Origin of the sequence: Nocardia sp. NPDC101769 (genome assembly GCF_044766925.1) — a bacterium.
GTDB lineage: Bacteria > Actinomycetota > Actinomycetes > Mycobacteriales > Mycobacteriaceae > Nocardia.
The window spans coordinates 543,391-564,569 of the sequence record NZ_JBIWMX010000001.1 but is presented as its reverse complement, the minus strand read 5'-3'; the positions used below and the strand labels follow the sequence as shown (position 1 = coordinate 564,569).

The 21,179-nt window shown below is 67.8% G+C and carries 19 protein-coding genes; 8 read left to right on the top strand and 11 right to left on the bottom strand.

Features of this window, described 5'->3' with window-relative positions; genetic code table 11:
• Positions 1 to 66 precede the first annotated feature (66 nt).
• A complete protein-coding gene (locus ACIRRA_RS02285) occupies positions 67 to 1,122 on the bottom strand; it encodes a saccharopine dehydrogenase NADP-binding domain-containing protein (protein WP_402761909.1) in 1,056 nt (351 codons plus the stop codon).
• Between the two features lie 96 nt (positions 1,123 to 1,218).
• Between ACIRRA_RS02285 and ACIRRA_RS02280 the strand changes: the two genes are divergently transcribed.
• Entirely contained in the window at positions 1,219 to 2,133 is a 915-nt protein-coding gene (locus tag ACIRRA_RS02280; RefSeq protein WP_402761906.1) for an AraC family transcriptional regulator, read from the top strand.
• A gap of 159 nt (positions 2,134 to 2,292) precedes the next feature.
• The gene (locus ACIRRA_RS02275; protein WP_402761903.1) at positions 2,293 to 3,030 is read left to right on the top strand and encodes an SIR2 family NAD-dependent protein deacylase; all 738 of its coding nucleotides are present in this window, start codon (positions 2,293 to 2,295) and stop codon (positions 3,028 to 3,030) included.
• Positions 3,031 to 3,035: 5 nt separating this feature from the next.
• Here ACIRRA_RS02275 and ACIRRA_RS02270 read toward each other — a convergent pair whose 3' ends face one another.
• Positions 3,036 to 3,788, bottom strand: coding sequence for a DUF427 domain-containing protein (locus ACIRRA_RS02270; protein ID WP_402761900.1), 753 nt, complete (start codon positions 3,786 to 3,788; stop codon positions 3,036 to 3,038).
• 163 nt (positions 3,789 to 3,951) lie between these two features.
• Between ACIRRA_RS02270 and ACIRRA_RS02265 the strand changes: the two genes are divergently transcribed.
• Together ACIRRA_RS02265 and ACIRRA_RS02260 are read left to right on the top strand one after the other, a co-directional pair.
• Positions 3,952 to 5,469 (top strand): amino acid permease, encoded by a 1,518-nt coding sequence (locus ACIRRA_RS02265; RefSeq protein ID WP_402761898.1) that lies wholly within the window; start codon positions 3,952 to 3,954, stop codon positions 5,467 to 5,469.
• A 106-nt stretch (positions 5,470 to 5,575) separates the two neighbouring features.
• Entirely contained in the window at positions 5,576 to 6,484 is a 909-nt protein-coding gene (locus tag ACIRRA_RS02260) for a hypothetical protein (protein WP_402761896.1), read from the top strand.
• Positions 6,485 to 6,500: 16 nt separating this feature from the next.
• Here the strand turns inward: ACIRRA_RS02260 and ACIRRA_RS02255 are convergent, their stop codons facing one another.
• The 4 genes from ACIRRA_RS02255 to ACIRRA_RS02240 all read right to left on the bottom strand — a co-directional run bounded on the left by ACIRRA_RS02255 (position 6,501) and on the right by ACIRRA_RS02240 (position 9,912).
• Entirely contained in the window at positions 6,501 to 6,968 is a 468-nt protein-coding gene (locus tag ACIRRA_RS02255) for a YbjQ family protein (protein WP_379383172.1), read from the bottom strand.
• 74 nt (positions 6,969 to 7,042) lie between these two features.
• On the bottom strand, positions 7,043 to 7,921 hold the full coding sequence (locus tag ACIRRA_RS02250) for an NAD(P)H-binding protein (RefSeq protein WP_402761893.1): 879 nt from the start codon (positions 7,919 to 7,921) through the stop codon (positions 7,043 to 7,045).
• A 9-nt stretch (positions 7,922 to 7,930) separates the two neighbouring features.
• On the bottom strand, positions 7,931 to 8,875 hold the full coding sequence (locus tag ACIRRA_RS02245) for an LLM class F420-dependent oxidoreductase (protein ID WP_402761890.1): 945 nt from the start codon (positions 8,873 to 8,875) through the stop codon (positions 7,931 to 7,933).
• Positions 8,876 to 8,943: 68 nt separating this feature from the next.
• A complete protein-coding gene (locus ACIRRA_RS02240) occupies positions 8,944 to 9,912 on the bottom strand; it encodes an RNA polymerase subunit sigma-70 (RefSeq protein WP_402761887.1) in 969 nt (322 codons plus the stop codon).
• A 309-nt stretch (positions 9,913 to 10,221) separates the two neighbouring features.
• On the opposite strand from ACIRRA_RS02240, the gene ACIRRA_RS02235 reads away from it, so the two are divergent.
• Positions 10,222 to 11,688, top strand: a complete 1,467-nt coding sequence (locus tag ACIRRA_RS02235) for an RNA-guided endonuclease InsQ/TnpB family protein (protein ID WP_402761884.1) — start codon at positions 10,222 to 10,224, stop codon at positions 11,686 to 11,688.
• Between the two features lie 260 nt (positions 11,689 to 11,948).
• Here ACIRRA_RS02235 and ACIRRA_RS02230 read toward each other — a convergent pair whose 3' ends face one another.
• The 5 genes from ACIRRA_RS02230 to ACIRRA_RS02210 form a co-directional block, all read right to left on the bottom strand.
• Complete coding sequence (locus ACIRRA_RS02230; RefSeq protein WP_402761881.1) at positions 11,949 to 12,992, bottom strand: acyl-CoA dehydrogenase family protein; 1,044 nt, start codon at positions 12,990 to 12,992, stop codon at positions 11,949 to 11,951.
• A gap of 300 nt (positions 12,993 to 13,292) precedes the next feature.
• Positions 13,293 to 14,336: an acyl-CoA dehydrogenase family protein gene (locus tag ACIRRA_RS02225; protein WP_402761878.1), complete on the bottom strand. Its 1,044-nt coding sequence runs from the start codon at positions 14,334 to 14,336 to the stop codon at positions 13,293 to 13,295.
• Between the two features lie 19 nt (positions 14,337 to 14,355).
• A complete protein-coding gene (locus tag ACIRRA_RS02220) occupies positions 14,356 to 15,486 on the bottom strand; it encodes an acyl-CoA dehydrogenase family protein (RefSeq protein ID WP_402761876.1) in 1,131 nt (376 codons plus the stop codon).
• Positions 15,487 to 16,404: an enoyl-CoA hydratase gene (locus ACIRRA_RS02215; RefSeq protein ID WP_357012276.1), complete on the bottom strand. Its 918-nt coding sequence runs from the start codon at positions 16,402 to 16,404 to the stop codon at positions 15,487 to 15,489. It abuts the gene before it with no gap.
• Positions 16,405 to 16,495: 91 nt separating this feature from the next.
• Complete coding sequence (locus tag ACIRRA_RS02210; RefSeq protein ID WP_402761873.1) at positions 16,496 to 18,043, bottom strand: FadD3 family acyl-CoA ligase; 1,548 nt, start codon at positions 18,041 to 18,043, stop codon at positions 16,496 to 16,498.
• 71 nt (positions 18,044 to 18,114) lie between these two features.
• Between ACIRRA_RS02210 and ACIRRA_RS02205 the strand changes: the two genes are divergently transcribed.
• The 3 genes from ACIRRA_RS02205 to ACIRRA_RS02195 all read left to right on the top strand — a co-directional run bounded on the left by ACIRRA_RS02205 (position 18,115) and on the right by ACIRRA_RS02195 (position 21,116).
• Positions 18,115 to 19,335, top strand: coding sequence for an acyl-CoA dehydrogenase family protein (locus tag ACIRRA_RS02205; protein ID WP_402762257.1), 1,221 nt, complete (start codon positions 18,115 to 18,117; stop codon positions 19,333 to 19,335).
• On the top strand, positions 19,332 to 20,156 hold the full coding sequence (locus ACIRRA_RS02200) for an SDR family oxidoreductase (protein ID WP_379398149.1): 825 nt from the start codon (positions 19,332 to 19,334) through the stop codon (positions 20,154 to 20,156). Before ACIRRA_RS02205 ends, ACIRRA_RS02200 begins: the two co-directional genes overlap by 4 nt.
• A gap of 207 nt (positions 20,157 to 20,363) precedes the next feature.
• On the top strand, positions 20,364 to 21,116 hold the full coding sequence (locus ACIRRA_RS02195) for a hypothetical protein (RefSeq protein WP_402761870.1): 753 nt from the start codon (positions 20,364 to 20,366) through the stop codon (positions 21,114 to 21,116).
• Positions 21,117 to 21,179 lie beyond the last annotated feature (63 nt).

Below are 21,179 nucleotides of genomic sequence, written 5' to 3'. Positions count from 1 at the left end.
ATTGCGGGGCTCGACCGAATTCCCCGCACTGCGAGCGCTTTCGGCCAGGCGCATTCCGTGGCCGTCTCATGCCCCGGTGATCGTCCAGGTGATGCCGTGGGGCGCGAGCGAATCCAGGAAGTCCGCGGCGGCGAAGGCCTCCGCGGGCGCGAGCGCACCCGCCTGCCCAGCGCCGCCGGCGAGCCGCACGGCCGCTTCGACTGCCATCAGGCCCGAATCCCGGTAGGAATCGGCCCCGCTGACCACGCCGCGCCACGTCCGGCCATCCGCAGCGGTGGCGTCCACGATCATGTCGTAGCGCATATCCGAAGCGGCACTCGGCTTTTCCGGCAGGCCGGCGACCAGCTCGGCGGTCAGGCCGGTGATGTTCGCCCGGAACACGCTGTCGACGGCGCCGGTGACGGCGGCGGCATCGGTGTGACGTGGGATGGTGAGCACGGCGGGGAAGGCGAACTTGGCCACCTCGGTCGGCTCGGCGTCGCCGGGGTACAGCATGGCCGCCGGATCCGCCGGGCCGGTGCGGAACTCGCCGTCGGCGTAGTGCCAGCCGCCCGCGCGGAACCAATCCAGGCCGGCCAGTACGGTTTTCGCGCTGCCGCGGGAGCCATCCCCGCCGCTGCGGCTGCGGTGGCTGATCACGAAGCCGACCGGTCCGGCGAGACGCGCGCCGAGCAGATCCGCGAGCAGATCGGCGGGGAGATTGCTGTCGGTCACCGAGGAGAGCACCGTCACCCCGGCACGCTCGGCGCGCGGGCCGTACTCGTCGAGGACCCGGCGGAGGAACAGCTGCTCGCCCGAGATGTCGACGTAATGCGTGCCCGCTTCGAGGGCGGCGGCCAGGATGGGCTCGCCGAGGTCCACATAGCCGGGCAGGCTGCTGATCACCACATCCGCACCGGTGAACGCCCTGACCAGAGTGGCGTGATCGTCCGCCGCCGCGATCCGGATCTCGGCCTGCGGCAGCCGGGCCGCGTCGGCGGCGGCACGAAGCCGATCGGCATTGCGGCCCACCAGGATCGGGGCCAGGCCGCGGCGATGCAGCTCGGACAGGATGTAGCCGCCGGTGTGGCCGTTCGCGCCGTACACGGCGATGGTAGGGGTCTGCGATTCGTGCGTCGTCATGTGAATGAAGTTATTCACGTGCGGTGAGCATATGAATGGCTCAATTACTCAGTTCAATGCTCGAAACGCTCATCACGTGAGCAGTATGGTGTCGATGTGGACATCCTCAGCGAGACGGTCGCCGCCATCCGCACCGGCAACCCGGCCTCGGGACTCTTCATCCGGCACGCGCCGTGGGGGCGTCGCTATCCGAAGGTGCCAGGCGCGGGATTCCATGTGGTTCTCCAGGGTTCGTGCTGGCTGCTGCCGCCCGACGGAGAGCCGGTCGCGCTGGGAGCCGGCGATGTGCTGTTCATGCCGCGCGGCGACAACCATGATCTGGTCGATGCGCTGGGGGCGCCGATCACCGAGGTCGCCCTGCCGGGGGAGCCGCGCGAGATCGCGGGTCCGGGCGCGCGGACCGCGCTGGTGTGCGGCGCGTACGAGCTCGGGCGGCATCGCAGCCACCCGTTGCTCGACGACCTGCCGGAGTTCATCCACCTCCCGGCCCGCCCCGGCCGGCACCCGGCCCTGCGGTCCGCGGTCGATCTGCTCGCCGCCGAGATCGCCGAACCTGGACCGGGTACCGATGCCGCCGTCCCCGCGCTGCTCGACACCCTGCTGCTGTTCATGCTGCGCGCCTGGTTCGACGAACAGTCCACTACGCCGACCGGCTGGGCCGGCGCCTTCGGCGACCCGGCCGTATCCGATGCGCTGCGCGCGATTCACGCTGCGCCGGAACGGGCTTGGACGGTCCCGGAGCTGAGTGCCGTCGCCGGGGTGAGTCGCGCTACCCTCGCTCGCCGCTTCCTCGCCACGGTCGGCGAGCCGCCGCTGTCCTACCTGACCCGCTGGCGCATGCTCACCGCCGCGCGGCTGCTGCGCGAGACCGGCACCCCGCTGGCCGGGGTGGCGAGGAAGGTCGGCTATCGGAGCGAGTTCGCGTTCGCCAAGGCATTCAAACGCCAGTACGGCTCGGCCCCCGGCCGGTACCGCCGCGCCGCGGACGAACCCGCCGTCCTGGCGGTCTGAGCGGGGGCCGCGGCTCGGCACTCGGCCGCCGAACGAACACGGCTGCCCCGCAATCGAGTCCGGGGCTCTTGCCCGTGGCGTGGGTCGCGCCGAATCCACCACGACGGCGCCTCCGTGGCGGGCAGCGGGCGGGGCGGGGTTCGGCCTAGGCTGGGTCATGTGACGGACTGGCGCGCACGCAGGGGACCGATCGGCGTCTTGACCGGCGCGGGGATCTCGACGGACTCCGGGATACCGGATTTCCGTGGGCCGCGCGGAGTTTGGACCGAGGACCCCATCGCCGAACTGCTCTCCACCTATCAGCATTACGTGACCGATGCGGAGCTACGGACCCGGGCTTGGCTGGCGCGGCGGGACAATCCGGCCTGGCGGGCGACGCCGAATGCGGCGCATCAGGCCTTGGTGCGGCTGGCGGCGGGCGGGCGGCAGGTCGGGATCATCACCCAGAACATCGATAGGCTGCACCAGCGGGCCGGGTCGGACAGTGTGGTGGAGATCCACGGCAATATGTTCGAAGTCGTCTGCATCGACTGTGATTTCACCGATTCCATGGCCGCCACCCTGGAACGGGTGGCTGCGGGCGAGGCGGATCCGGCGTGCCCGGACTGCGGCGGCATCCTGAAGGCGGCCACCATCATGTTCGGCCAGCAGCTCGACACCGCCGCCATTCGCGCGGCGGTGCAGATCGCCGAGAACGCCGAAATCTTTCTGGCCGTGGGCAGTTCACTCCAGGTCGAGCCCGCCGCGTCCATGTGCGCGGTGGCGGTGGACGCGGGGGCCGACCTGGTCATCGTGAACAACGAGCCGACCCCCTACGACGACTACGCCGCCGAGATCGTGCGCGACCCGATCGGGGCGGCGCTGCCCCGGTTGGTGTCGGAGATCCTGGGGGACTGAGGGTTTCAGCTGAACGGCGTCTTGGGGCGTGGCATCATCTCGCCGTCGACCCAGATGTCGACCTTCTCGTTGTAGAACGACGCCAGCCCGGCGATCTTCTGGCTCTCCGGCAGCGGGGTGCGGTAGATCCACACCAGGTCCGGGTGGCTGGTCTCGCCCAGCTGGATGTTCCAGTATTCGGCGTGGCCCTTGTACGGGCACGACGTCCTGGTCGCCGACGGCCGCAGCAGGTCCATGCGGATATCGGTGAGGGGTAGGTAGTAGCGGGCGGGCAGCCCGGTCTCGAACAGGATGCGCGGGGAGTGCGAATCGGCCAGGGTCTCGCCGTCCAGTTCGACCCTGATGTGGCGGGAGCTGGCCAGGATGTCCACCCGGGTGTAGGGGTCGCGGGGGTGGACGTAGATGGGCTCGTCCTCCTCGAACCACTCGTCCATGGCCTGGAAGTCCAGCTTGACCAGGTCGCGCAGTTCCGGAATCGGGGAGTCCAGGTGCCGGACGGCCGCGCCCGTGGCGGTCACGCCGTCGGCGACCACATCGAATTCGGTGCCGTCGCCGCGGCTGGGGGAGTGGCGGGTCTTGCCATTGGGTTCCAGCTTCACCCGCAGGTCGGCGACCGGCAGGTAGTAGGTGGGGTAGTGGGGTCCCTCCCACACCAGCGTCGGATTGACGGTGTCGGCGGCCAGGTGACCGCCCAGGTAGGCGCGAACCCGCTTGGCGCTCGGTTCGACGCGTACCCGGCCACGCTGTGTCTCGGTCATACCTTCCGACGGTACGCCCGTGGGTAAACCGCTGTCCGGGAGCGGGATTCGCGTATCGGCGGCAGCCCGGGAAACCGGGGCCCGACCGGCGATTTTCCCTGCCTGACCAGGCCCGATATGGTGTTCGGGCAACACTCGGGCAACACAAGAAGGTGGCGGTCAGATGTCGGAACCCGGCAGTGTCCAGAAGTCGGAACCCGGCAGTGTCCAGAAGCCGGAACCCGGCAGTGTCCAGAAGCCGGGACCCGGCAGTGTCCAGAAGCCGGAACCCGGCAGTGTCCAGCTGACGGAACCGAGCGGCGACGGACAGCCGGGACTGCGTGCCGGACTCCGGCGCCGGCACATGACGATGATCGCCATAGGCGGCGCGATCGGCGCGGGCCTGTTCGTGGGCAGCGGCTCGGTCATCGAGACCGCCGGACCCGCCGCCATCCTGTCCTACGCGGGCGCCGGACTCGTCGTGCTGTGCGTACTGCGGGCGCTCGGCGAAATGGTGGTGGCCCGCCCGGTCGCCGGATCCATGGGCGAGTACGCGCGGATGGCCATGGGACCGTTCGCCGGATTCACCGTCGGCTGGCTGTACTGGTACCTCTACGTCATCCTGGTCGGGGCCGAGGCGGTGGCCGGCGCGGCCATTCTCGGCAACTGGATCGATCTCGACCAGTGGATCCTGTCCGCCGGGCTGCTGGTCGTCATGACCGCGGTCAACCTGGTGTCGGTCAAGTCGTTCGGCGAGTTCGAGTTCTGGTTCGCCTCCATCAAGGTGGTGGCGATCGTGGCCTTCCTGGCCATCGGACTGGCCTGGGTGTTCGGGCTGTGGCCGGGTTCGGACGCGGGCTTCGCCAACCTGACCCGGCACGGCGGATTCGCGCCCAACGGGATCGGCGGCGTCTTCTCCGCCATCGTGGTGGTGATGTTCGCGTTCGGCGGTACCGAGATCGTGACGGTGGCGGCCGCGGAATCCAAGGAACCGGGCCCGGCGGTGGCCCGCGCCACCAACAATGTGCTGTGGCGGGTCGGCCTGTTCTACGTGGCCTCGATCTTCCTGGTGGTGACCATCCTGCCGTGGAACGACGCCAAGGTGCTGACGAGCCCGTTCGTGAGCGCGCTCGAGCACATCGGGATTCCGGCCGCCGGCACCATCATGCAGGTCGTCATCCTGACCGCGGTGCTGTCGGTGCTGAACTCGGCCATCTACGTCTCCTCCCGGATGCTCTACGTCCTCACCCGCGACGGCGACGCCCCCGCCTCCCTGGTGAAGCTCAACAAGCGCGGCGTCCCCGCCCGGGCCGTCCTGCTCGGCACTGTCGCCGCCTGGGGCGCGGTCATCGCCTCCTACGTCTCACCCGACAAGGTCTTCACCTTCCTGGTGAACTCCATCGGCGTCGTCCTGGCCTTCGTCTATGTGGCGATCATGTTCTCCCAGTTGCGACTTCGCGCCCGCCTCCGCCGCGAAGACCCCTCCGCCCTCACCTACCGCATGTGGGGCTACCCCTACATCAGCTGGGCCGTCATCATCGCCCTCTTCGCCGTCTTCGTAGCCATGGCCCGCAACCCCGACCAGCGCAACCAGCTCTTCGCCTCGACCATCAGCCTCCTGGCAGTCATGGCCATCTACCCCCTGCGCGCCAAATTCGGCCGCAAGAAGCCGGTCCGTGATGTCGAGGTCCTCCACCACTGACCCGAATCCAGTGCGCCGCACCGATTCTCGCTACGAATCGGGCGATTCCGGTCGAGATAGCCGGTTCTCGAACATGTATTCGGGAACCGGCTTTACCGTCCTACTCATGGTCAGCTCGAAACACGAAGCGATGCACAGGCTTTTCCGCAGCCACCCAGAGGTCTTCGGCCGTGCTTTCGAAACGCTCGGCCTACCGTTCCCTGGCCCACGCGAGGTCGCCTTGTTACCGAACGATCTCACCGAGATCGATCCGATCGAACGTCGAGTCGATACTCTGCTCCGCCTCGACACAGACGAGGGGCCGTTTCTGCTGCTGGTAGAGGCGCAGGGTAAGGATGACCGGAAGAAGCCCAGCTCCTGGGCGTACTACCTGTCCCATGTCCATGCGAAATACCAACTGCCTCCGGTACTTCTGGTTGTCTGCCAGGACACCGCGACCGCCAGATGGGCGGAAGGTCCGCTGACTATAGGCCCCCGCCAGTGGACGAGCCTCCTCGTTCGTCCACTGGTTCTCGGCCCTCACAATGTTCCCGCCGTGTCGGATCCGTGCATCGCGGCCGGTGATATCCCGCTCGCGACCCTGTCCGCCATCACTCACGCCAACGACGCCAGTATCGGTGCGATACTGAAAGCGCTGGCCACCGCGTTACAGAGCATCGATGAAGATGACGCCCTGATCTTCGCCGAACTCACCGAACTCGGGTTGGGCAAGAGCCCGGCCGCACAGACATGGAGGCAGTTGATGACCGTGGATCTCTCGTTCTTCCGCTCCGAGACTTCCCAGCGGCTCCGTGCCGAGGGCCGGGTCGAAGGCCGGGTCGAAGGCCGGGTCGAGGGCCGGGTCCAGACCCTCATCGACGCGATTCTCCGCAGCCTGCGTGCGCGCGGCATCGAGGTGTCGCAGGAGGCTCGGCAGCGCATCGAATCGTGCCGTGAGCTTGATACTCTCGATGCCTGGTTCGATCGCTCGCTCACCGCGAGCTCGATAACCGAGATTCTCGGCAAGGAGGGATAGCCCCCGAGCCCGGTGCCTACTGCGTGGGTTTGACGACGACGGCGGTGCCGTAGGCGGCGACCTCGCTCATGGTGTTGGCGATCTCGTTGCAGTCGAAGCGCATGGCGATCACCGCGTTCGCGCCATAGGCCATGGCATGTTGGCACATTCGCATGATGGCCTCGTGCCGCGACTGGTACAGCAGCTGTGTGTACTCATGGATCTCGCCGCCGCCCAGGGCTCGGAATCCGGCCGCGAAGTTGGCGCCCAGGCCGCGGCTGCGGACGGTCAGGCCTGCGACCTCGCCGATCACCTTGACGATTTCCTGGCCCGGGACATCGTTCATGGTGGAGACCAGGATCGGGAACTGCGGGCCCGGCTGCTGCTGCGGTTGCGGCTGGCCCTGCTGCGGGTAGGGAGCCTGGCCCTGCGGGGGATACGGCTGTTGGCCTTGCTGCGGGTACTGCTGCTGGTACGGCTGTTGCGGCGGCATCGGTTGGTTCATGAGCGGGATCGTACGGGTGACACCGAACGCGGACCGAACCGGAATGGCACGGCCCGCATCGGGTTTGCCCGGGATCAGGCGGTGAATGCCGGGGCGTTGCGGCGGGCGAATTCGGCGAAGGTGGTTGGGGTGACGCCGAAGCGTTCGTGGGTGGACACGTCGACGTGGGCTTCGGGGGATCCGGCGCGACCGGCGTAGAGCTCGTCGAGCAGGTCGATGACCGGGCCGGGTAGACCCTGCTCGGCGTGCAGCTCGCGTTTGCGCCGGCGAGTCACGAGCTCGTAGGTGAACGTGGTTCCCGTTGCGGCGGAAAGCTGTTCGACGATCTCGGTGGAGGTGAGCGCCTCGGGGCCGGTCATGTCGAACGCCTGGCCTTCGATGCCCTCGGCGCGCATCATGGCGACGCAGACTTCGGCGATGTCCTGGATGTCGACCGGGGCCAGTCTGCTCGCACCGATCGGCATGACCAGCGCGTGGCGGGCGCTGTCGACTCCGGTCAGCGCCTCCGGCAGGTACATCTGCATGAACTGGCTGGGGCGCAGATGCGTCCATTCGAGGCCGGAAGCCTCCAGATAGGCCTCGATCTCCAAATGCCAGCGGGTGCCGCGAAAAGCCGTGAGATCGAAGGTGGTTCCGGATTCCTTGCCGCCGAATTTCACGATGTGCCGCACCCCGAATTGTTTGGCGGCGTCGATGAATCGGCACTGGGTTTCCAGCATGCGGTCGCGCGGGGAGGAGATCATCAGCGCCCGGTCGACGTCCTCCATGGCGGGTCCGAGAGTGTCGGCGTGCAGCATATTGCCGACCACGACCTCTATCGTCGGTTCCGCCGCGGCGAGCTGCACGGCCTTGGCGGGGTCGCGCACCAGTACGCGAACCGGGACCTGCTGTTTCACGAACTCGCGCAGGACGATGGAACCGGCCGCGCCGGTGACTCCGGTGAGCAGGAACATGGGTCTACCTCACTTCTGAATGAATGCGGATGCGAAGGTGCGCAGGGTGTTCGGGTCGAGGGCATTGCCGAAGCCGACGACGAGTTCGTCCACCCCGGCCTTCTCGTAGGCGGTGAGCCGTTCGGCGATGGTGTCGAGGGTGCCGATCAGGCCGTAGTCGGCGAGGTCGCCGGGAAATACCAGCGGCGCCCACGGCGGCACGGCCGCTCGCGCCTGCTCGTCGGTGTCGGCGATGATGCAGTACGACGTCGAAGTCTTTGTGATGGAAGAGAATTCGCGACCGACAGCCGCGCAGTGCCGGGCCAGGATCTCGAATTTGCGGGCTACCACATCCGGCGGCTCCTGCACGTTGCACAGGTCGGCATAACGGGCGACCAGCCGCAGGGTCACCTTCTCGCCGCCGCCCGCGACCATCAGCGGAATGTGCGGATATTGCACTCCCGCAGGCTGATTCACGACACCGTCGGCGCGGTAATAGTCGCCGTCGAAGGTGGTGGAGGGTTCGGTCCACATCGAGGCGATGATCCGCAGCGCCTCCTCCAACCGCCGCAACCGTTCGGGAGCGGCCGGATAGTCGTAGCCGAAGGCCTGATACTCCTGCTCGTACCAGCCCGCGCCGATGCCGAAGGTGGAGCGGCCGCCGGAGATGACGTCCAGGGTCGAGGCCATCTTCGCGAGCAGCGCCGGATTGCGGTAGCCGTTGCCGGTCACCATTTGCCCGAGCCGGATGGTCCGGGTCTCGCGGGCCAGCGCGGACAGTGTCGTCCAGACCTCGAAGACATAGGCCCCGGGTGGTCCGAAGGGTATGAAGTGGTCCGGGGCCCACAGGGTGTGGAACCCGCAGTCGTCGGCGGCGACCGCCAGTTCACGCATGGCTTCGAAGGCGGCGGTCGGGTCGCTGTAACCGGCGAATTCCTGGGTGGTGCCGGTCGGTAGATACAGGCTGAGTTTCACGACGAGGATTCCTTTCGTGCGGTGGTCGGGATAGAGACCACGCCGGCCCGCGAAAGGAATCGCCGCCCTCAGCGCCCCGGATCGACCTCGGGAAACCCGAAGTGGCGCACCATGCCCGGGTCGATGAAGGCGGTCACGTGGGTGACGTGCCGGTCGTCGACGGCCAGCACCACCACGCCGAACGCGGTGAGCGCCGGGTCCGCGTGCTCGCCCCGGTAGGCGACCATTGCGGGCTGCCCGTTCGCGATCACCGGATACAGCCGGTACTCCCCGGAGCGAGCCCAGATCAGCAGCCGATCGAGGCAGTGCGTCTTGCCCGCCAGCCAGCGGCCCGTCGCGGTGGATTCGAGAATGGCGTCGTCGCGCAGCAGCTCGGTGAGCCCGGCCACGTCCGCGTTCTCGAACGCGGTGATATAGCGCTCCAGCAGGGCCCGCGCGTGCGGGGAATCCGGTTCGATCACCGCGTCCGCTCGCGGGGACACCTCGTCGAGTTTGGCGCGGGCCCGCTGTAGTGCGCTCTTGGTCGCCGCGAGACTCATGCCGAGTATGTCGGCGACCTCCGCGGCCGGGTAGGCCAGCACCTCCCGCAGGATGAACACGGCCCGCTGCCGTGGCGGCAGATTCTGCAGGCTCGCCACCAGCGCCAGCCGCAGACTCGACCGACCGGCGACGATCTCGGCCGGGTCCGTATCCGGCCAGCGCTCGGGGAACGGTTCCAGCCACAGCTGTTCCAGTCTGGGCCCGGATCCCGCCGCGGCGGGCCCCAATCCGGATGGCAGTACCCGGCGCTGCTTGTTCGTGACCGCGGTCAGGCACAGGTTGGTGGCAATCCGATACAGCCAGTTCCGCGTCGACGCCCGCCCCTCGAATGCCTCCCAACCCCGCCAGGCTCGCAGATACGTTTCCTGCACCAGGTCCTCGGCCTCGTGCACCGAGCCGACCATCCGATAGCAGTGCGCGATCAGCTCACCGCGATACGCCTCGGCGGCGCGCAGGAATTCTTCGCGATCGAGATCACCGGACACGGTCGACGGCATGGCAGCTCCCCGGGACGTAGCGATGTCGATATTCAGACGACCCGGACGGTCGAAAGTAATCGCCAGGGGTGGCGACGTGCGGATATACGAACGGACCGCACCCGGTGGGTGCGGTCCGCGAACGCCGGGCGAATCAGTCGTCGCCGGGGCGCGTTGGCCTTGGCCGTAACGTCTCTGGCGTGAGAACGAGTCCCGTTCGTTGGCGCAACAACCTGCGGCACACCGCAATTCATACCGAATCGGGCGATTCCCGACGAGTATCAACTGATTTCGAACGGATATTCGATCTGCTGGTTAGCGTTATGTTCCATGACCGACCGCAGCACGATGCGTACGTATCGGCTTCCGACCACAGCGAATCGCGGAAAGCTTGATGCAGTGGCGGCTGTGCTGCCCTGGTGGCAGCGAGGGTTGGTACATGTGCAGTACATCCAGGTTCGCAAACTGAAGGCAGGGCAGACCGAGCTCGGATGGCTCCAATCGGGGGAAAAGAAGTCGTTGCCGTCGTATCTATCTCAACGGCAATGGAATTCGGTAACGAGCCAAGTCAATGCAGTGCTGGCAGCTTGGCAAACGGCAGCAAAAGTCGGTCTACGAGCCGTGATTCGTGCCCTCCGCTTCGAGGACGAGGAACTTCGCCGGCAGCTATACCGCATCAACGCCCGCAAGGCGTGGTGGGCAGTCGACTGTGTGCTCGACGCAAGGCATGGAGTCATGGTCTCCGAGGAGGCGCTTCGTATGTCAACCGTGCTGGCCAACGAGTGGCTGCGAAAGCATCCGTTTCCCAACCTCTCCGAGGTCCGCACTATGGCGATGGACGGGACAGTTGCGAGAGTCTCGGTATCGGACAAGCCGCATGCGGACTACTGGGTGAAAGTATCTACCCTCGAGAAGCGCAACCCAGTGAGCATCCCTCTCCGGGGATACGACTACTTCAACGATGCCCCTGGCGAGGTACGCAACTTCTGTCAGATCAGCGTGAGCACGACCGGTGATGTCTGCTTCACCCTGGTGAAGAAGTCCCAACCTACCCAGTTGCGCATCGAAGGCGAATCCGTCGGCCTGGATTGGGGATTGAGGAACATCTTCGCTACCAGTGGCGGCAAGCTTCTCGGGCAGACACCCTACCGTTGGCTCTGCGAGCGGGACACCGAACTCAACGACCTGGCAGTGTCGTTGCAGCGTCAGGGAATTCGTTTACGTGACTCCAAGCGATACGCAAGACTGAACCGTCGTATCCGCGAGTATGTCCGTAACGAGGTCGGCCGGATCCTCAACCGGTTGGCGGGCGAAGACATCAGAGAGATGGTGGTGGAGGAGCTGGACTTTCGGATGGGCGGTCTCTCGAGACGGCTCAACCGGATCATGAGCCGAGCAGGCAGAGCGACCGTTGGCGCTAAGCTCGCGTCACTTGTCGAGACCCGTGGGATCACCGTCACCAAGGTCAATTCGGCTCACACGTCGCGTTGCTGTTCCGGGTGCGGCTACGTGGACAAGAAGAACAGGATCTCCCAGGAGCGGTTCTCGTGCCGCTTCTGCGGTAAGAAGCTCCATGCTGATATCAATGCTGCCCGTAATATCCTCGGACGTTCCCAGGGTCAGGGCGGTCTGTGTGATTTCTCCAAGGAGCAAGTCCTTGCTGAGATGGATTGGTCGTTCCGCGCTCGGTGGCGGATCGAGCCGACCCTTCTTCGCGAGCGATCCCACGCGGGCGCAGTACCGCTACGTCGTTCGAACAACGACGTCAATCGAAGATGTGGGGTGACCGCCCCATAGCTCCGGATACTGCAGAAGCCGTAGTTGTACGCCTCCGGAATGAGCACAACCGGGGCGCTGGCAACGGCAGTCGTCAGGCTATCGATACCGAATAACTTTGTGCGCCAGCGGAAGTGATCGAGACAGCCTTCGATGCAAAGCCACGATGAAGGCGGCCAGGCCGAAAGGACAACTCAGGCCGGAACCGGGGCTACTGCTCCGATCCCGGCCTGGGCAACGTCAGGAGCCCGCGAGCGGGTAGTCCATGAGCTGGCCCGGAACTACGCCGGACGGGCCAGCGGACGAGCGGGAGTGCCGAAGAGCTGGGCGTCGGCGTGGGCGCGCTTGAAGAACAGGTGCGCGTCGTGCTCCCAGGTGATGGCGATACCGCCGTGCATCTGGACGGTCTCGGACACCACCGAGTTGAAGGTGTCGATGGCATGCAGGCGGGCGGACTGCACGTCGACGGCCTCGACCGTGCCCTCGGCCAGGCCCGCGATGGCCAGGTACGCGATGGAGCGGGTCGACTCGACCAGTACGTACATGTCGGCCATGCGGTGCTTGAGCGCCTGGAAGCTGCCGATCGGACGACCGAACTGCACCCGGGACTTGGAGTACTCGACGGTCATGTCGAGGCACTGCTCGGCCGCGCCGAGCTGCTCGGCAACCACTGCCGCCCAGGCGATTTCACGCAAGCGGGCGACATTCGGCTCGCCGAGCGGACGGGCCTCGACCGAGTCGAAGTCGATGCGCGCCAGCTTGCGGGTCGGATCCTGGGTGACGACCGCGGTGCGGGTGACGCCCGCGGCCTTGCCGTCCACCTCGAACAGGCCCGCGGCGGTCAGCACCAGCAGCGTGTCCGCGTGCACGCCGTCCAGCACGTAATGCGCCGAGCCCGAGAGCTTTTCGCCCTCGGCGGTGACCCCGAACGAGTCCCAGCCGCGCGGCCCGGCCCAGCACAGCGCCAGCGTGCGGACACCCTCGGCGACCTCCGGCAGCAGCCGCTCACCGGCCTCGGCGTTCCCGGCCAGCAGTAGCGCCTGTACACCCAGCACGGCCGAGCCGAGCATGGGCGGCGCGGACAGCGTGCGCCCGAGCTCCTCGACCACCAGCAGGGACTCGACCAGACCGACCCCGATGCCGCCGAACTCCTCCGGAATCGCCAGTGCGGCGACACCGACCTGCTCGCACAGCAGCTTCCACAGCTGCTCGTCGTAGCCGCGCTCGCTCTCCAGCCCGCGCCGCATGGCCGCGCTGTCCCCGTGCTTGGCCAATACCGCGCGCACGGTCGTGGCGAGTTCCTGTTGCTCGGCCGTCAGGCTCATGCCTTCGCTCCCAACGTGTAGAAGTGGCGCGCGGCGCGTCGGCCCGGTGCGCTGATCAATGTGGTGCTACCCGGGGTGTTCGCCACCCTGGCAATGGATTTCGCCTCGACCTGCCGACGGTCCGCACGCGTTGTCATCGGTCTGCCCGCTCGATCTCGGCACGGGTGAATTCCCGGTGGCCGGGCGCGTACTCGCCCGTGGTCGAGGCCAGGAGCGATCGGACGCACCGGGCGACGAGCGGGGTGTGTGCCCCGCCCGCGCACGATGTGTCGAGCGTTGCCGCGTCGGCCACCGGGGCGCTCATGCGACGTTTCCGGCGCGCAGTGCGGCGGCGATGCGGGCGCGGTGTTCGGCCGGGGTGCCCCAGGCCGAGCGCAGCGCGGTGACCTTGGTCAGCCACAGCGACAGATCGCATTCGGCGGTGTAGCCGATGGCGCCGTGCACCTGCAGCGCGATGCGGGCGGCCTGGTAGGCGGCCTCGCCGCAGGCCAGCTTGGCCGCGGAGATGTCGCGTCCGCGGGTCTGCGCGTCCGCGCCGGACTCCAGGGTCAGGGCCGCCCGGTAGAGCAGCGGCTGCGCCATGTCCAGCCCGATGTGGGCATTGGCCACGTGGTGCTTGATGGCCTGGTAGCGCCCGATCGGGGTGCCGAACTGCTGCCGCTGCTTGACGTACTCGACGCTGGTGTCCAGCAGCGCCCGGCCCGCACCGAGCAGCTGCGCGGCGGCCGCCAGGGCGGCGGTGTCGAAGGCGAGATCGATGGCGGCGCCGACGCCTTCGCCCTCGGCCAGGGTCTCGCCGGCGGTCACGGTGAACAGGCGGCGAGCGGCGTCAACCGACGCCACCGGGCCACCGGCGGTGGCCAGCGCGATGCGGTCGCCCTCGGCGATCAGCACCAGGTCGGCGATGTCGGCGTCCAGCGCGGTGGCCGCGCCCCCGGCCCGGCCCGCATTCGCGCCGGCCGTGGCGGTCACCGCGAGGGTGCCCAGCTTCGCGCCCTCGGCCAGCTCGGGCAGCCGCTCGGCGGCGAGTGCCGAGTCCGGAAGCGCCTGCAGCAGTGCGGGAATCGCGGCGGCGGTCTCCACCAGCGGGCCCGGCACCGCGGCCCGGCCGATCTCGGTGAAGGCCACGATCATCTCGACCGGGCCCGCGCCGAAGCCGCCGTTCTCCTCGGTGACGGTCAGGCCCAGCGCGCCCGCCTCGGCCAGCTGGCCGAGGAGTGCGCGCCCGGCGGCGGAATCGCCCGCGCCCCACGCCCGGACGACGCCGGGAGTCTTGGCGGCCTCGCCCATCTTGCGCAGGCTGGCGGCGAAATCGTTCTGTTCTGCGGTCAATGCGAATCGCATGTCGTCGTCCTCCGGGTGGCTATCGCGGCAGGCCGAGCAGGCGTTCGGCGATGATATTGCGCTGGATCTCGTTGGTACCGGCGTAGATCGGGCCCGCCAGCGAGAACAGGTAGCCGTCGGTCCAGGCCGATTCCTGTTCCGCGGCCGCGCCGTGCAGGTCGAGCGCGGTCTCGTGCATGGCGATGTCCAGATCCGACCAGAACACCTTGTTCACCGAGGATTCCGCGCCGAGCTGACCGCCCTCGGCCAGCCGGGTCACGGTGGCCCAGGTGTTGAGGCGGTACGCCTCCGCACCCACCCAGGCGTCGACCACGCGGTCGGCGAGGGCGGTGTCGGACTCGGCGGCCGCGCCGCGCCACAGCTCGATGAGCTTGTTGGCGGTGGCATTGAACCGGCCCGGCGAACGCAGCGACAGGCCGCGCTCATTGCTGGAGGTCGCCATGGCGACCTTCCAGCCGTTGTTCGGCTCGCCAATCACGTCCGCATCCGGCACGAACACGTTGTCAAGGAAGATCTCCGCGAAGCCCGGCTCGCCGTCCAGCTGCGGAATCGGCCGCACCGTAATGCCTTCCGCGGTGAGCGGGAACATCAGGTAGGTCAGGCCGCGGTGGCGCTCGGCCTCCGGGTCGCTGCGGAACAGGCCGAAACCCCAGTCCGCGAACGAGGCTCGCGAACTCCAGGTCTTCTGGCCGTTGAGCAGCCAGCCGCCCTCGGTGCGCTTGGCGGTGGAGCGGATGCCCGCCAGGTCGGAGCCGGCCTCCGGCTCGGACCAGGCCTGGGCCCAGATGTCGTCGGCGCGTGCCATTCTCGGCAGGATGCGGGCCAGCTGCTCCGGCGAGCCGTGCTCGAACAGGGTCGGCGCGAGCAGGAAGATGCCATTCTGCGAGACGCGGCCCGGCGCACCCGCGGCGTAGTACTCCTCCTCGAAGATGACCCACTCGGTCAGCGAGGCGTCGCGGCCGCCGTACTCGGCGGGCCAGGCCACACACGACAGGCGGGCCTCGGCGAGTTTGGCCTCCCACGCGCGGTGCGCCTCGAAGCCCTCCTCGGTGTCCATGGAGGGCAGGGGAGTGGCGGGCACATGGGCCGCCAGGAACTCGCGCACCTCGGCGCGGAACTCCTCTGTCTTGGCGTCGAATTCGAGATCCACTTATTTCGCCCCGTCGTTGTTGGCGGATTCTGTTTCGCGGCCGACAGCGGCGTCGGTCGCGGCGGCCTTCATGGACTTGGCGTTCATCCCGCCCAGCGAGTCCGCGCCGACCTCGGCATTGTGGGCGTGCGCGAAGTGGTGCAGCCCGAACACCGAGTCCATGCCGGCCCGCATGCCCATGAGGTCCTCACACTGATTGACGGCCTTCTTGGTCAGCGCCAGCCCGAACTGCGGCATCTCCGCGATCTTGTCGGCCAGCGCGAAGGTCTCGGTCTCCAGATCCGAGCGCGGGACGACACGATTGACCATGCCCCACTCGTAAGCCTGTGCGGCGGTGAAACGCTCACCGGTGAACAGGATCTCCTTGGCGCGGCGCGGCCCCAGCACCCACGGGTGCGCGAAGTACTCGACGCCCGGAATGCCCATGCGGACAACCGGATCGGAGAAGAACGCGTCCTCGGAGGCCACGATCATGTCGCAGGACCAGGCCAGCATGAGCGCACCCGCGATGCACGCGCCCTGCACCATGGCGATGGTCGGCTTGGGGATCTCCCGCCAGCGGCGGCACATGCCCAGGTAGACCTCGGACTCACGGGCGAAGCGCTGATCGCCACCCGGGCGATCGGTGTGGTCCCACCACAGCGCGGCCTTGTTCTCGTACTTGATGTGGTGGTCGCGGCCCGGCGTGCCGATGTCGTGGCCCGCGCTGAAATGCTTTCCGGCGCCGCCCAGCACGATCACCTTGACCTCCGGATCCTCGACGGCCCGCACGAAGGCGGCGTCGAGCGCGTAGGTCATGACCGAGTTCTGCGCATTGCGGTAGTCCGGCCGGTTCAGCGTGACGACCGCGATCGGCCCGCGCTTCTCGTAGAGGACGACCTCGCCCTCGTCCGGGATGGGTCCCAGTTCCTGGCTCACACTGTCTCCTTTACGCGCGTGATCGAGAGCCCTACGTGGTTGCGCTCCGCAAGCGCTGAGTGGAGGAGCGACGCCTCCGGGCTCGACTCGCTCACGCGGTCTCCTCACGTAGTTGCCGCTTGAGAACTTTTCCGGCGGCGTTGTAGGGCAGCTCGTCGCGGAATTCCACGTACTTGGGCACCTTGAAGTTGGCCAGCTGTGCCTTGGCGTAGGCGTTCACGTCGTCGGCGGTCAGCTCCGAGCCGGACCGGCGCACCACGAACACCTTGCCGACCTCGCCCATGCGCTCGTCCGGCACGCCGATGACCGCGGTCTCGGCGACACCCGCGAGCCGGGCCATGGTCTGTTCCACCTCGGCGGGATACACATTGAAGCCGCCGGAGATGTACATGTCCTTGAGCCGGTCGGTGACCTTCATGTAGCCGCGGTCGTCGATGACGGCGACGTCACCGGTGTGCAGCCAGCCGTCGGCGTCGATGGTCGCGGCCGTGGCCTGCGGATCGTCGAGGTAGCCGCGCATCACCTGGTCGCTGCGCAGCAGCAGTTCACCATTGTCGGCGAGCTTCATCTCGAAGCCGTCGATGGTGCGCCCGCAGGTATTGGCGATGGTCTCGCTGGAGTCCTCGGGCCGGCACATGGTGCCGAACCCGCCGGATTCGGTCTGCCCGTACGCGGTCAGCACAACCTCGAAATCGAGCTCGCTGCGCATTCTTTCGATGAGCACGACCGGCACCGTGGCCGCGCCGGTGACCGCGACGCGCAGGCTGGACAGGTCCGCCCCGTCGCGCTGCGGGTGGTCGAGGATGGTCTGGTGGATGGTCGGCGGACCGGTCAGCACGGTGATGCGCTCGTCGTGGATGAGCCGCATGGTCTCCCGCACGTCGAAGACGGCCTGCGGAATCATGGTCGCCCCGGTGACCAGGCTGGCGATGATGCCCGCCTTGTACCCGAAGCTGTGGAAGAACGGCGGCACGATCAGATAGCGGTCGGTGTTGTTCAGCGTCGCGCAGTCGGCCCAGGCCCGGGCGCTGCCCAGCACCTGGTGGTGCGCGATCAGCACGCCCTTGCTGCGCCCGGTGGTGCCGGAGGTGAACAGGATGTCCGAAAGATCGTCCGGCGACACCGATTCCGCGCGGGCGATGACCTCCTCGAGGCTCACCGCCTCGGCCACCTTGCCCAGTTCCGACCATACGATGGCGTCCTCGACGGGGGCCTCGCCCTCGACGGGGATCACGATGGTGGTCTCGATGCCCAGTTCCGGTGCGGCGGTCCGCAGTTCGGTCAGCCGGTCGCGCCCCAGGAATTCGCCCGTGATGAACAGCGCCTTGGCATGAACCCGGGACAGCACATCCGCCGCCTCGGCGGCCACGTACCGGGTATTGAGCGGAACGATCGCCGCACCCACGTAGTGGCTCGCCAGCAGCGCGGTCACCCAGTGATGCGTGTTGGGCGCCCAGATGCCGATGCGGTCGCCGCGCTGAATGCCGCGCGCCATCAGCGCACGCGCGGTCTCACGCACCGAGTCCAGCAGTTGCGACCAGCTCAGTCGCACGGCACCGTCGCCGACAGCGGGCGCGTCGCCGTAGGCGTGCGCGGCCGCGTGCAGGGCGAGCGGTGTGGTCTGCGGAGGAGATGTCACAGGGCTTCCTCGCTGTCCGGGAATGGGTCTAACAAAGCAAGTGCTTGGTAGGTTACTCTACCGACGTGAGCATGATCCAGACCCCCGAACCGGCCAGCGGGACTGAGCCCCCCGAGGACGCCCAATTCCGTGCTGAGGTGCGCGAATGGCTGGCCGAGAACCTGAACGGCCAGTTCCGCGAGCTGCGCGGTCTGGGTGGTCCCGGGCGCGAGCACGAGGCCTTCGAGGAGCGGCTCGAATGGGATCGCGCCCTCGCCGCCGCCGGCCTGACCTGCCTGGGCTGGCCCAAGGAGTGGGGTGGCCGCGACGCCACCCTGCGCCAGCAGGTCATCTTCCACGAGGAATACGCCAAAGCCGATGCCCCGAGCCGGGTTTCGCACCTCGGCGAGGAACTGCTCGGACCCACGGTCATCGCCTTCGGCACCGAGGAGCAGAAGAAGCGCTTCCTGCCGGGCATTCGCAATGTCACCGAGCTGTGGTGCCAGGGCTATTCGGAGCCGGGCGCGGGTTCGGACCTGGCTGCCGTCACCACCTCCGCCCAGCTCGAGGGCGACGAATGGGTGATCAACGGCCAGAAGATCTGGACTTCGCTGGCGCATCTGTCCGACTGGTGCTTCGTGGTCGCCCGCACCGAGAAGGGCTCGACCCGCCACCACGGCCTGTCCTACCTGCTCGTTCCCATGAAGCAGCCGGGCGTCGAGGTGCGGCCCATCATCCAGCTCACCGGGACCGCGGAATTCAACGAGGTCTTCTTCGACAATGCCCGCACCGCCGCCGATCTGGTGGTCGGGCAGCCCGGCGACGGCTGGAAGGTCGCCATGGGCACGCTCACCTTCGAGCGCGGCATCTCCACCGTCGGCCAGCAGATCCGCTACGCGCGCGAACTCGCCGACCTCGAGGCCGTGGCCCGGGAGAACGGGGCGATCGAGAACCCGGTCCTCGCGGACCGTTTCGACAAGGCGTGGGTCGGCCTGCGGGTGTTGCGCGCGCACGTGCTGCGCACCCTGGAGTCCGGACACGACGGAGCCTCCGTGGATGCCCGCACCGCCGCCGGGCAGGCGTCGGTGACCAAGCTGCTGTGGGCCAATTGGCATCGCGGCCTGGGTGAATTGGCCATGGACGTGCTCGGCGCGCCCGGCCTGATCGCCGACGGCCCGGGTGATGACCTCAACGCCTGGCAGCGCATGTTCCTCTTCACCCGTGCGGACACCATCTACGGCGGTTCGAACGAAGTGCAGCGCAATATCATCTCCGAGCGCGTGCTCGGACTTCCCCGAGAGGCTCGACCGTGAGTGAGCGAAGCGAACGTCAATTGAATACCGTCGACCTGTCCACCGCCCCCGAAATCACCCCCGGCCACAACCTGCTCGCGGGCAAGATCGCGGTGGTGACCGCCGCCGCGGGCACCGGCATCGGTTCGGCCACCGCGCGCCGCCTGCTCTCCGAGGGCGCGGACGTGGTGATCTCCGACTGGCACGAGCGCCGCCTGAAGGAGACCGAGCAGGCGCTGCAGGCCGAATTCCCGGACCGCCGAATCGCTTCCGTGCCCTGCGACGTCAGCTCGACCGAGCAGGTGGACGCGCTGGTCGCCGGTGCCGTCGCGGCGCTGGGCCGGATCGACATCATGGTCAACAACGCGGGCCTCGGTGGCGAGGTGCCGGTCGTGGACATGACCGACGAGCAGTGGGACAAGGTCCTCGACATCACGCTGAACGGGACTTTCCGTGCAACTCGGGCGGTGCTCAAGTACTTCCGCGAGGCCGGCCACGGCGGCGTCATCGTCAACAATGCCTCGGTCCTGGGCTGGCGCGCCCAGCACGGCCAGGCCCACTACGCCGCCGCCAAAGCCGGCGTCATGGCGCTGACCCGCTGCAGCGCGGTCGAGGCCGCCGAGTTCGGCGTGCGCATCAATGCGGTGGCCCCCTCCATCGCCCGCCACGCCTTCCTGGACAAGGTCACCTCGGCCGACCTGCTCGACCGGCTGGCCGCGGGCGAGGCCTTCGGCCGTGCCGCCGAGCCGTGGGAGGTGGCCGCCACCATCGCCATGCTCGCCAGCGACTACACCACCTATCTGACCGGTGAGGTGGTCTCCATTTCCAGCCAGCGCGCGTAATTCGTAATAACCGCCTGCGCGGCCGAATTCGTGCGTTCGGCCGACGCGAAATGCTGTGCCGTGCGGTCGCAGCTTTTCTCACTGCCGCGTCCCCCAGGGGGCCGCGGCAGTGCCGTTTCATAGGGGCCGAGAAAATGGCTGGCGCGTCGAGGGTGCGGTTGTGCAATCCTGGTTTAGGCCGGTACCGCTAGTCGAAGGGCACGACCCATGGGTCCGGATCGCCGACAACAAGCAGCCCCAGAACAGGCCCACGAGGAATTGGAACTCGAGCTGGTGCGTGAGGTCGTTCTGGCGCGCCGAAGACTCGACAATGTCGTTCTGGCCGCACTGACTTTGGGTGCGGAATTACTGGATCACGACTCCGAGTGCGCCACCGCCATGCGGGCGGCGCAGATCCTGGAACAACACGCTGTGGACGAAACCGACGTGACACGCGACCCGCGTGGCGCATTGCGGCGCGACATGGTGCGCGATCGCGAGCGTGCCCGCCGGATCGGCCTGTCCCGGATCGGGTATTCGGACACCGAGGCCGATCGGCGTCGCCGCAAGAGAACGGCCCTGCTCTGCGAGGTCCGGGCCGATCTGCTGGAGGTGGTGCGCAACTGCCGCCGCCTGCGCTACGACCATGTCGCCTTCGCCGACGGTATCGCGCAGGGATTATGTGCTGCCACAGACAAATTGGTGGTGGGCGCCGATATGGAGACCTATCGGGCCTGGCAGCGGGGGATGGTCCTCAAGCTCATCGAGGAACCCGGTCGCGATGGCATACCCCCGCGGGTCATGGCCACCGTGGACGCCGGGCCGGGCCGGGAGCCGCTGACCGTCGAATGGGACAGTCCGGAACGGCGATTGGCGCTGGTGGCGCGGATGGCGCGGGCGGGGGTCTCACCCGTGGTCATCTGTGATCGCCTGCTGGCCGACCTATCGGTCTCGTCGCCGCTGCGGTATTCGATGCGCTGATCCTCCCCTGGGTGTCGCAATCCCCACAGGCCGTGGCCCGCGTCGGTCTGGACTGCGGCTTGA